This is a genomic window from Neoroseomonas rubea, assembly GCF_016106015.1.
GTDB classification, from domain to species: Bacteria; Pseudomonadota; Alphaproteobacteria; order Acetobacterales; family Acetobacteraceae; genus Neoroseomonas; species Neoroseomonas rubea.
Map to the genome: position 1 here is coordinate 1 of NZ_JACADQ010000151.1, position 9433 is coordinate 9433.

At 71.7% G+C, this 9433-nt stretch carries 10 protein-coding genes; 9 read left to right on the forward strand and 1 reads right to left on the reverse strand.

Annotated elements, in window-relative coordinates; all coding sequences use genetic code 11:
- Positions 1-350, forward strand: a 350-nt coding sequence (locus HW577_RS14595; protein ID WP_198376883.1) for a TOBE domain-containing protein, incomplete at its 5' end; no start/stop codon positions are given.
- On the forward strand, positions 347-688 hold the full coding sequence (locus HW577_RS14600; protein ID WP_198376884.1) for a winged helix-turn-helix domain-containing protein: 342 nt from the start codon (positions 347-349) through the stop codon (positions 686-688). The genes HW577_RS14595 and HW577_RS14600, both read left to right, overlap by 4 nt.
- Here the strand turns inward: HW577_RS14600 and HW577_RS14605 are convergent, their stop codons facing one another.
- Positions 689-1408, reverse strand: a complete 720-nt coding sequence (locus HW577_RS14605; RefSeq protein ID WP_198376886.1) for a UTRA domain-containing protein — start codon at positions 1406-1408, stop codon at positions 689-691.
- Positions 1409-1607: 199 nt separating this feature from the next.
- Here HW577_RS14605 and hutH point away from each other — a divergent pair, with 199 nt between their 5' ends.
- The 7 genes from hutH to HW577_RS14640 all read left to right on the forward strand — a co-directional run.
- Positions 1608-3125, forward strand: coding sequence for a histidine ammonia-lyase (gene hutH, locus HW577_RS14610; RefSeq protein WP_198376888.1), 1518 nt, complete (start codon positions 1608-1610; stop codon positions 3123-3125).
- A 19-nt stretch (positions 3126-3144) separates the two neighbouring features.
- The gene (hutU, locus tag HW577_RS14615) at positions 3145-4818 is read left to right on the forward strand and encodes a urocanate hydratase (protein WP_198376889.1); all 1674 of its coding nucleotides are present in this window, start codon (positions 3145-3147) and stop codon (positions 4816-4818) included.
- Positions 4819-4950: 132 nt separating this feature from the next.
- Positions 4951-5742: a phytanoyl-CoA dioxygenase family protein gene (locus HW577_RS14620; protein WP_198376891.1), complete on the forward strand. Its 792-nt coding sequence runs from the start codon at positions 4951-4953 to the stop codon at positions 5740-5742.
- Positions 5743-5789: 47 nt separating this feature from the next.
- Positions 5790-6875 carry a TRAP transporter substrate-binding protein gene (locus tag HW577_RS14625; protein WP_198376892.1) on the forward strand — a complete coding sequence of 362 codons (1086 nt, stop codon included), beginning with the start codon at positions 5790-5792 and terminating at the stop codon, positions 6873-6875.
- Position 6876: 1 nt separating this feature from the next.
- The gene (locus HW577_RS14630; protein WP_198376893.1) at positions 6877-7425 is read left to right on the forward strand and encodes a TRAP transporter small permease subunit; all 549 of its coding nucleotides are present in this window, start codon (positions 6877-6879) and stop codon (positions 7423-7425) included.
- Positions 7422-8996 (forward strand): TRAP transporter large permease, encoded by a 1575-nt coding sequence (locus tag HW577_RS14635; RefSeq protein ID WP_232474948.1) that lies wholly within the window; start codon positions 7422-7424, stop codon positions 8994-8996. Before HW577_RS14630 ends, HW577_RS14635 begins: the two co-directional genes overlap by 4 nt.
- Before the next feature lie 26 nt (positions 8997-9022).
- On the forward strand, positions 9023-9433 hold a 411-nt coding region (locus HW577_RS14640), incomplete at its 3' end, for a hypothetical protein (protein ID WP_198376894.1).

Consider the following 9433-nt stretch of genomic DNA (forward strand, 5'->3'; position numbering starts at 1 on the left):
AGGAGGGCGTGACGGTGCTCGGCTTCGCCGGCGGCACGCTGCGCACCGCCGCCCATGTCGGCCCGCCCGGCGCGCGGCTGCGCATGCGGCTGCGCGCGCGCGACGTCGCGGTCGCGACCGTGGAACCGCGCGGCCTGTCCACCAGCAACATCCTGCCCGTGACGCTCGCCGCCATCCTCGATGCGCCGGAACCGGCCGAGGCCTTCCTGCGCCTCGCCGCAGGGCCGTCCGTGTTGCTCGCGCGCGTGACGCGCGAAAGCGTGCAGCGACTGGAACTTCGCCAGGGCATGCCGCTCTGGGCGCTGGTCAAGGCCGTGACGATCGACCATCGCGGCGGGCCGCCGGCATGACGCGGCCGCTGCTCAGCCTGCGCATCGACCTGCCGCAGGGGCGGATCGGGCCGGGCAAGATCGCGCTGCTCGAGGCGATCGCGCGGGAAGGCTCGATCTCCGCCGCGGGGCGCGCGCTCGGCATGAGCTATCGCCGCGCCTGGGACCTGGTGGATGCGCTGAACCGCATCGCCGGCACGCCGGTGGTGGTGGCGAGTCCCGGCGGCGCGCGCGGCGGCGGTGCCAGCCTGACCGAGGCCGGGCGCGGCCTGGTCGCGGATTACCGTGCCATCGAGCAAGCGGCCGACATGGCCGCCGAGGACCGTCTGGCGATGCTGGCGGCGCGGCTGACGCGCTGATCAGCCGCCGGCGGAAAACCGCCCGACCAGGCGGTGCCGTTCGCCGGCATGCCACAGCCGCGCGAAGGTGACCGGCACGCGCCCGTTCCAGGTGCGGCGTTCGACGACCAGCGCGGCGTCGCCCGCCTTGATGCCGAGCAGCCGCGCGATCCGCGCCGGGGCGCGGGCGGCGTGGATGGCGTGCTCGGCCTCGGTCCAGGGAACATGGTCGAGCAGCCAGCGGCCGGGGGGCGTGTCCGCGAAGGGTTCGCGCGCCGCGGCGCGCGCGGCGCGCAGATTGATCAGGCGTTCCTCCACCTGCACCGGCGTCTCGTCCGCCATGTGCCGGGTGGTGAGCGCGAGCAGAGGCGTGCCGTCCGGCACCGCCAGCGTATCGCCCTTGGCGGGGCGTTCCGCGCGATCCAGCACCTCGAAGCGATGCGCCTGCCCCGCGGCGCTGATCTCGGCGCCGATGTCCCAGATCTCGAAGACCGCGCGGCCGCGCGCCTCGGGGCTTGCCACCGTGCCCGCGCGACGGTTGCGGCGCACCAGCCCTTCCGCGGCCAGCGCGGCGAGCGCGCGATGGACCGTCATGCGGGAAGCATCGAAGCGCTGCATCAGTTCGCTCTCGGGCGGGATGCGCCCGCCGGGCGGGATGCGGCCGGTGAGGATGGCGGCGGCGACGGCGCGGCGGATCTGCGCGTGCAGCGGCCCCTCTCCGTCGAGGACGAAGTCGGTCATGCGGCGAGGATGCGCGCGCGCAAGGCGGCCACGCGCCGCGGGCGCCGGCCCGATTTGGTGAGATTCATCTTGCGCATCGGCGCCTTCCGTCGCACTCTATTGTATATACAATATTGCGTTTAGCCTGATCTGGCCAGGGGTTTCGAAGGGCGTACCGGGGATGGCCGCCCTTCGCCCGATTCCACCAAGGGGTGCGCGCATGACGAAGACTCTCATGCCGGGCGAGGTGCCCCTCGCCGCCTGGGCCGCCATTCTCGAAGGCGCGCCGATCCCGCTCGACCCGGCTGCACGGGCGGCGGTCGACCGCGGCGCAGCCGCGGTCGCGCGAGTGATCGCGGCGGGCGAGACCGCCTATGGCGTGAACACCGGCTTCGGCAAGCTTGCGTCGGTGCGCATCGGCGATGGCGACCTCGCTGCGCTCCAGCGCAACCTGATCCTGTCCCACGCCTGCGGCGTCGGCCCGGCGTTGCCGCCTGGCATCGTGCGGCTGATCCTGGCGATGAAGGCGGCAAGCCTCGGCCGCGGCGCCTCCGGCGTGCGGTGGGAGGTGGTGGCGCTGATAGAGGCGATGCGCGCACACGACGTGCTGCCGCTGATCCCGGCGAAAGGCTCGGTCGGCGCTTCGGGCGATCTCGCCCCGCTGGCGCACATGACGGCGGCGATGCTGGGCGAGGGCCTGGCGCTGCCCGGCATCCCGGCGGCCCGGGCGCTGCAGGCGGCCGGCCTGGCGCCCGTCACGCTCGGCCCAAAGGAAGGTCTCGGGCTGATCAACGGCACGCAGGTCTCGACCGCGCTTGCGCTGGTGGGGCTTTTCGCGACGGAGCGCGTATTCCGCGCGGCCCTGATCGCCGGCGCGATGACAGTCGATGCGCTGCGCGGGTCGGACACGCCCTTCGATTCGCGCATCCATGCGCTGCGCGGCCATGCCGGGCAGGCCGATGTCGCCGCCGCGCTGCGCGGCCTGCTCGCGGGCAGCGAGATCCGCGAAAGCCACCGCACCGACGATCCCCGCGTGCAGGACCCCTATTCGCTGCGCTGCCAGCCGCAGGTGATGGGCGCGGTGCTCGACCTGCTGCGCTTCGCCGCGCGCACGCTGGAGACCGAGGCGAATGCGGTCACCGACAATCCGCTGGTGATGGAGGACGGCGCCATCGTCTCCGGCGGCAACTTCCACGCCGAGCCGGTCGCCTTCGCCGCGGACCAGGTCGCGATCGCGCTGGCCGAGGTCGGCAGCCTCGCGGAGCGCCGCATCGCCCTGCTGGTCGATCCGGTGATGAGCGGCCTGCCCGCCTTCCTCGCCCGCGACCCCGGGTTGAATTCAGGGCTGATGATCGCACAGGTCACAGCCGCGGCCCTGGCTTCGGAGAACAAGCAGCGCGCGGCGCCGGCGAGCATCGATTCGCTGCCCACCTCCGCCAACCAGGAAGATCATGTCTCGATGGCGACGCACGCGGCGTACAGGTTGATCGAGATGGCCGGCAATGCCGCCGCGATCATCGGCATCGAGGCGCTTGCCGCGGCCGAGGCGCTGGAGCATCGCCGCCCGCTCCGCTCCTCCGCCGCCATCGAGGCCGCGCATGGCGCGATCCGCGCCGAGATCACGCCCCTGCTCGCCGACCGGCTGCTCGCACCCGACATCGCCGCCGCGACGCGGCTGGTCGAGGACGGCGCCCTCGCTGCCGCGGCGGGCGTCGCGCTGCCTGGCCTGACGCCATGACCGAAGGGAGGACCGGCCGATGAGCCGCATCGCCAATGCCCGCCTCGTCACCGCCCCGCGCGGGCCCGTCCCCGTCTGCCGCTCCTGGGGGGCGGAGGCGGCGATGCGCATGCTGATGAACAACCTCGACCCCGAGGTGGCGGAGAAGCCGGAGGAGCTCGTGGTCTATGGCGGCATCGGCCGCGCCGCGCGGGACTGGGACGCCTTCGACCGCATCGTCGCCTCGCTGAAGGGGCTCGCGCCGGATGAGACGCTGCTCGTGCAGTCCGGCAAGCCCGTCGGCATCTTCCGCACGACGGAGGATGCGCCGCGCGTGCTGATCGCGAATTCCAACCTGGTGCCGCATTGGGCGACCTGGGAGCGGTTCCACGAGCTCGATCGCAAGGGGCTCATGATGTACGGCCAGATGACCGCCGGGTCCTGGATCTACATCGGCAGCCAGGGGATCGTGCAGGGCACCTACGAGACCTTCGCCGAGGTCGGGCGCCGGCACTATGGCGGCTCGCTCGCGGGCCGCTGGATCCTGACGGGCGGGCTCGGCGGCATGGGCGGGGCGCAGCCGCTGGCCGCGACGATGGCGGGCGCGTCCATGATCGCCGTCGAATGCCAGGCCTCGCGCATCGAGATGCGGCTGCGCACGCGCTACCTCGACACCAGGGCCGGGACGCTCGAGGAGGCGCTCGCGATCGTTGAGGCGGCGAAGCGCGAGGGGCGCGCCGTCTCGGTCGGGCTGCTCGGCAATGCGGCGGAGATCTTTCCCGAGATCCTCCGGCGCGGCATCCGGCCCGACGCGGTTACGGACCAGACGAGCGCGCATGACCCGCTGAACGGCTACCTGCCGGCCGGCTGGACGCTGGCGGAATGGGAGGAACGGCGCGCGCGCGACCCGGAGGGCACGACGCTGGCCGCCAAGCGCTCCATGGCGGTGCAGGTGGAGGCAATGCTCGGCTTCTGGCGCGCCGGCATCCCGGTGCTCGATTACGGCAACAACATCCGCCAGATGGCGCAGGAGATGGGCGTCGCCGACGCCTTCGCCTTCCCTGGCTTCGTGCCGGCCTATATCCGCCCGCTGTTCTGCCGCGGCATCGGGCCGTTCCGCTGGGCCGCGCTGTCGGGGGACCCGGAGGACATCGCGCGGACGGATGCGAAGGTGCGGGAACTGATCCCGGACGATCCGCACCTGCACAACTGGCTCGACATGGCCGCCCGGCGCATCGCCTATCAGGGGCTGCCGGCGCGGATCTGCTGGGTGGGACTCGGCGACCGGCACAGGCTCGGCCTGGCCTTCAACGAGATGGTGGCGAAGGGCGAGCTCAAGGCGCCGATCGTGATCGGGCGAGATCACCTGGATTCCGGCTCCGTCGCTTCCCCCAACCGGGAGACGGAGGCGATGGCCGACGGGTCGGACGCAGTGTCCGACTGGCCGCTGCTGAATGCGCTGCTCAACACCGCGTCCGGCGCGACCTGGGTGTCGCTGCACCATGGCGGCGGCGTGGGGATCGGCTTCTCCCAGCATGCCGGCATGGTGATCGTGGCGGATGGGACGGAGGCGACGGCGCGGCGGCTCGCCCGCGTGCTCTGGAACGACCCGGGGACGGGCGTGATGCGCCACGCCGATGCGGGCTACGACATCGCCATCGACCATGCGCGACGGATGGGGATGAAGCTGCCCTCGCTCGGCGTCGGCGGCTGACGCGCGCCGGGCAGGCTGCCCGCGGCGGCGGCAGAGGGGCGCGCAGGCGCTGGCTGGACATCGTTCCGGTGGCTTTACACCGGTGCGGAGGTCCCCCCAGGATGCGCCGCCCGCCTTGAAGGAGAGGCCATGATGAGCGTGGTGACAGCGACCGATGCCGAGGCCTTCGCGCGCGACGGCGCCATCGTGCTGCGCGGCGCCTTCGCCGACTGGGTCGAGCCGCTGCGCGCGGGCATCGAGACGCTGATCGCCCATCCCGGCCCCTATGAACGCAGCTACCAGCCGGCGGACGGCAGCGCGCGCTTCTTCCAGGACCTGTGCAACTGGCAGCGCATCCCGGAATTCCGCGCCTTCGTCCAGGAGGGCCCCGGCGCCGCCATCGCGCGCGACCTGATGGGTGGTGCTACGGCGCGCTTCTTCCACGACCACGTGCTGGTGAAGGAACCGGGCACGAGCATGGTGACGCCCTGGCACCAGGACGGGCCGTACTACTGCGTGGAAGCGGAGCGCTGCGTCTCCTTCTGGATTCCGCTCGATCCGGTGGGGCGCGACGTGACGCTGGAATGCGTCGCCGGCAGCCACCAATGGGGCCGCGTGATGAAGCCGAAGCGCTTCGACGGGACGGACCTCTATGCCGGCGACACGCGGGAGGAGATGCCGGACATCGACGCCGCGCGCGACCGCTTCACCATCCTGGGGTGGGAGATGGCGCCGGGCGACGCCGTCGCCTTCCATTACCGCACGGTGCATGGCGCGCCGGCGAACACCTCCCCCGAGCGGCGCCGACGGGTCTTCTCCGCGCGCTGGGTCGGCGATGACGCGGTGTTCCGCGACCGCGGCGGCAAGGGATCGCCGCCGCTGCGCCACATCCGGCTGGCGGATGGGGCGCCGCTCGACGGCCCCGATTTCCCGCGCGTGATCTGACGCGCGACCCCGACGACAGGCAGGCAGGACGAGAACGGAGAGACGGCATGAACCGACGCATCATCCTCGGCAGCGCGGCGGCGGCGACCGCCGCGACGCTCGCCACCCCGGCGCTGAGCCAGGGGCGCATCGAGTGGCGCATGATCACCATCTGGCCGCGCAACCTGCCGGGGCCCGGCGTCGCGGCGCAGCGCTGCGCGGACCGCATCGGGCAATTGTCCGGCGGGCGGATCACGGTGCGGCTGTTCGCGGCCGGCGAGGTGGTGCCCGCTCCCGGCGCCTTCGACGCCGTCGCGGCCGGCACGGCGGACCTCTATCACGGCGTGCCGTCCTTCTGGATTTCCAAGTCGCCAGGGATCGGCTTCTTCGGCTCCTTCCCCTTCGGCATGACGGCCTATGAGCGCCAGGCCTGGATGATGCACGGCGGCGGCACCGCCATGTACGACGAGATCTACGCGCGCTTCGGCATCAAGCCCTTCATCGTCGGCGATTCCGGGCCGCAATGGCTCGGTTGGTTCAAGCGCGAGCTGCGCTCGATCGACGATTTCCGCGGCCTGCGGCTGCGCACGGCGGGGCTGGGCGGGGAGATGTTCCGCCGCGCCGGCGCCTCCGTCGTCACCCTGCCGGCGGGCGAGATCTTCTCCGCCCTGCAATCGGGCACGATCGACGCGGCGGAATTCCTCGGCCCCTTCAGCGACGCGCCGCTCGGCTTCCACCAGGTGGCGAAGAACTTCTACTTCCCGGGCGTGCAGGAACCGTCTTCGGCCGAGGAGATCGGCATCAACATGGCGCGCTGGAACGCGCTGCCGGACGACCTCAAGCGCATCGTGCGGTACTGCGCCATGTCGCTGCACGAGGAAACGACGACGGAGTACGATTCGAACCATCCGCGCGTGCTGGCGGAGCTTGTCGCGCGCCACGGCGTGGTGGTGCGGGAGGCGCCGCGCGATCTTCTCATCGCCCTCGGCACCTCGGCGGGCGAGATGATGCGGGAATTCCGCGCGCACCAGGACCCGATGGTGAAGCGCATCGCCGACAGCTACGCGGAATTCCGCAACCGCAGCCAGGGCTACATGATGCAGTCCTACGGGGCGAACTTCCTGGCGCGGCAGCTGCCGATCAACTGGGGCTGAGTTGCGCCTTCTCCTCCGCCTCGCCGAAGGCGCCGACGCGATCAACCGCGCGATCGGCCTCTCGGCGCGCTGGCTCGCCGTGGCCCTGGTGCTCGTGCAGTTCACCGTCGTGGTGCTGCGCTACGCCTATGGCAGTTCCTTCGTGTGGATGCAGGAAGGCGTGGTCTACGTGCACGCATTCCTGTTCATGCTCGCGATCGGCTACGCCTACCTGCTCGATGCGCATGTGCGGGTCGACTTCTTCTCGGCCGCCTGGTCGGAGAAGACGCGCGCATGGGTCGAGCTCGCGGGCATCCTCGTCGCCGTGATGCCGTTCTGCTGGCTGCTGGTCTGGGCCAGCTGGGGGTATGTGGCGCGGTCCTTCATGATGGGCGAGGGGCCGATGCAGGTCGGCGGACTGCCGCTGCAGCCCTACCTCAAGGGGCTGATCCTCGTCATGGCCGGGCTGCTCGCGATCCAGGGCCTCTCGGTCGCGGTGCGGGCCGTGGCCGTGATTGTCGGCGCCGCCGATACGCTGTTCCCCGCGCGCCAGCAGGTCTCGGAAGGATGAGCGCGCTCACCGAGGTCGGGCCGATGCTCGACCTGCTCATGCTCGTCGCGCTCTGCACGCTCATCATGGTGGGCGTGCCGGTCGTCTTCATCCTGACCGGCTGCGCGATCGTCTTCGGCGGCCTCGGCATCCTGCTCGGCGCCTTCGACCCCTTCATGTTCGGCGCGCTCGCGCAGCGCGTCTTCGGCACCATGACGAGCGAGGTGCTGATCGCCATCCCGCTCTTCGTCTACATGGGCATGATGCTCGAGAAGTCGAAGATCGCCCCGGACCTGCTGGAGGCGATGGGCCGGCTCTTCGGCACGCTGCGCGGCGGGCTTGCCGTCTCGGTCACGCTGGTGGGCGCGCTGCTCGCCGCCTCCACGGGCATCGTCGGCGCGACGGTGGTGACGATGGGCCTCATCGCCCTGCCCGCCATGATGCGCCACCGCTACGACCCGGCCTTCGCGACCGGGACGATCTGCGCGGCCGGCACGCTCGGCCAGATCATCCCGCCATCGACGGTCATGGTCATCCTCGGCGAGGTGATGGCCGCGGCCTACCAGCAGGCGCAGCTCGCACAGGGAAAATTCTCGATCGAGACGATCTCGGTCGGGCAGCTCTTCGCGGGGTCGATGATCCCGGGGCTGATGCTCGCATCGATCTATATCCTGTACCAGGTCGTGCTCTGCCGCCTGCGGCCGGAGGTCGGGCCTGCCATGCCCGCGGCGGAGCGCGCGGGCGTGACCGCCGCCGACCTCGCGCGCGCGCTGATCCCCCCCATAACCCTGATCGTCGCGGTGCTGGGCTCGATCCTCGCCGGCGTCGCGACGCCGACGGAAGCGGCATCCGTCGGCGCGGTCGGCGCGACGCTGCTCGCCGGGCTGCGCATTCGCCCCGAGAAGCCCTGGCCGATCTACGTCGCCGCCCTCTCCGCGCTCGGCATGGTCGTGCTCGGAAGCCTGTTCGACCTGCGCATCGGACGGCAGGAGGCGCCCTTCGGCGACCGCGCCGCGGCCTGGTCGGCCACGGTGCTGGGCCTCGGCCTCGCCTGGGGCATCGTCGTCTCGCTCCGCCGCGCCTTCGGAGGCGGGATGCTCGGCGCGGTGTCCCATTCGACCATGACGGTCACGGCGATGATCTTCGCGACGCTGATCGGCGCGACGCTGTTCAGCCTGGTGTTCCGCGGCCTGGGCGGGGACGAGATGATCCGCGCTTTCCTCGAGCAGGTGCCCGGCGGGAAGTGGGGCGCGCTGGCCGTGGTGATGCTGGTGATCTTCGTCCTCGGCTTCCCGCTCGACTTCGTGGAGATCGTCATCATCGTCGTGCCCATCGTAGGCCCGGTGCTGCTGCAGATGGACATCGACCCGATCTGGCTCGGCGTGCTGATCGCGATGAACCTGCAGACGAGCTTCCTGACCCCGCCGCTCGGGCCGACGCTGTTCTACATCCAGGGGGTCCTGCCGCAGGGCGTTGGGTCGGGCGATGTCTATCGCGGCGTGACGCCCTTCGTGATCCTGCAGGTGATCGGGCTCGCCCTCGTCATGGCCTTCCCGGTGCTGGCCACCTGGCTGCCGGACATGCTCTTCTGAATGCCATGATGCCGCGGGAGAGAGGATTGCTTCGCCGCTTCGCGCTGGTCGCCTGCCTGATGCTCGCCGCCTGCGGCCTGCCGCCAAACCATGCGCTGCGGGACTGGGCGCGCACGGCGAGCATCGCCGTCGATCGCCCATCGCTTGTCCCCGCGGGGGCGGAGGATGCGCTGGCGCGACAGGCCGCGCTCGCCGGCTGGCTCCAGGCGCTCGCCATCCTCGCGGAGGAGGAAGGAATGCCGGCCTTCCGCCCGCCCGATGGCACCCGTCCGGCCGACCCGTCGTTCGCCGCGCTGGACGCGGCACTTCGCGGCGCCGCCGCAACGCCCCCGAACCGCGGCCCGATGGCCGGGGCCGACGCGCAGGACGAAGCGCGCAGGCTGCCCGTGGCGATCCGCGCCGCCGACCCGCCGGTGCAGGCGCTGGTCGCCGCGCTC

Coding starts and splice junctions, on each gene's coding strand:
- HW577_RS14600 (WP_198376884.1), top strand. CDS start 347: ATGACGCGGCCGCTGCTCAGCCTGCGCATCGACCTGCCGCAGGGGCGG.
- HW577_RS14605 (WP_198376886.1), bottom strand. CDS start 1,408: ATGACCGACTTCGTCCTCGACGGAGAGGGGCCGCTGCACGCGCAGATC.
- hutH (WP_198376888.1), top strand. CDS start 1,608: ATGACGAAGACTCTCATGCCGGGCGAGGTGCCCCTCGCCGCCTGGGCC.
- hutU (WP_198376889.1), top strand. CDS start 3,145: ATGAGCCGCATCGCCAATGCCCGCCTCGTCACCGCCCCGCGCGGGCCC.
- HW577_RS14620 (WP_198376891.1), top strand. CDS start 4,951: ATGAGCGTGGTGACAGCGACCGATGCCGAGGCCTTCGCGCGCGACGGC.
- HW577_RS14625 (WP_198376892.1), top strand. CDS start 5,790: ATGAACCGACGCATCATCCTCGGCAGCGCGGCGGCGGCGACCGCCGCG.
- HW577_RS14635 (WP_232474948.1), top strand. CDS start 7,422: ATGAGCGCGCTCACCGAGGTCGGGCCGATGCTCGACCTGCTCATGCTC.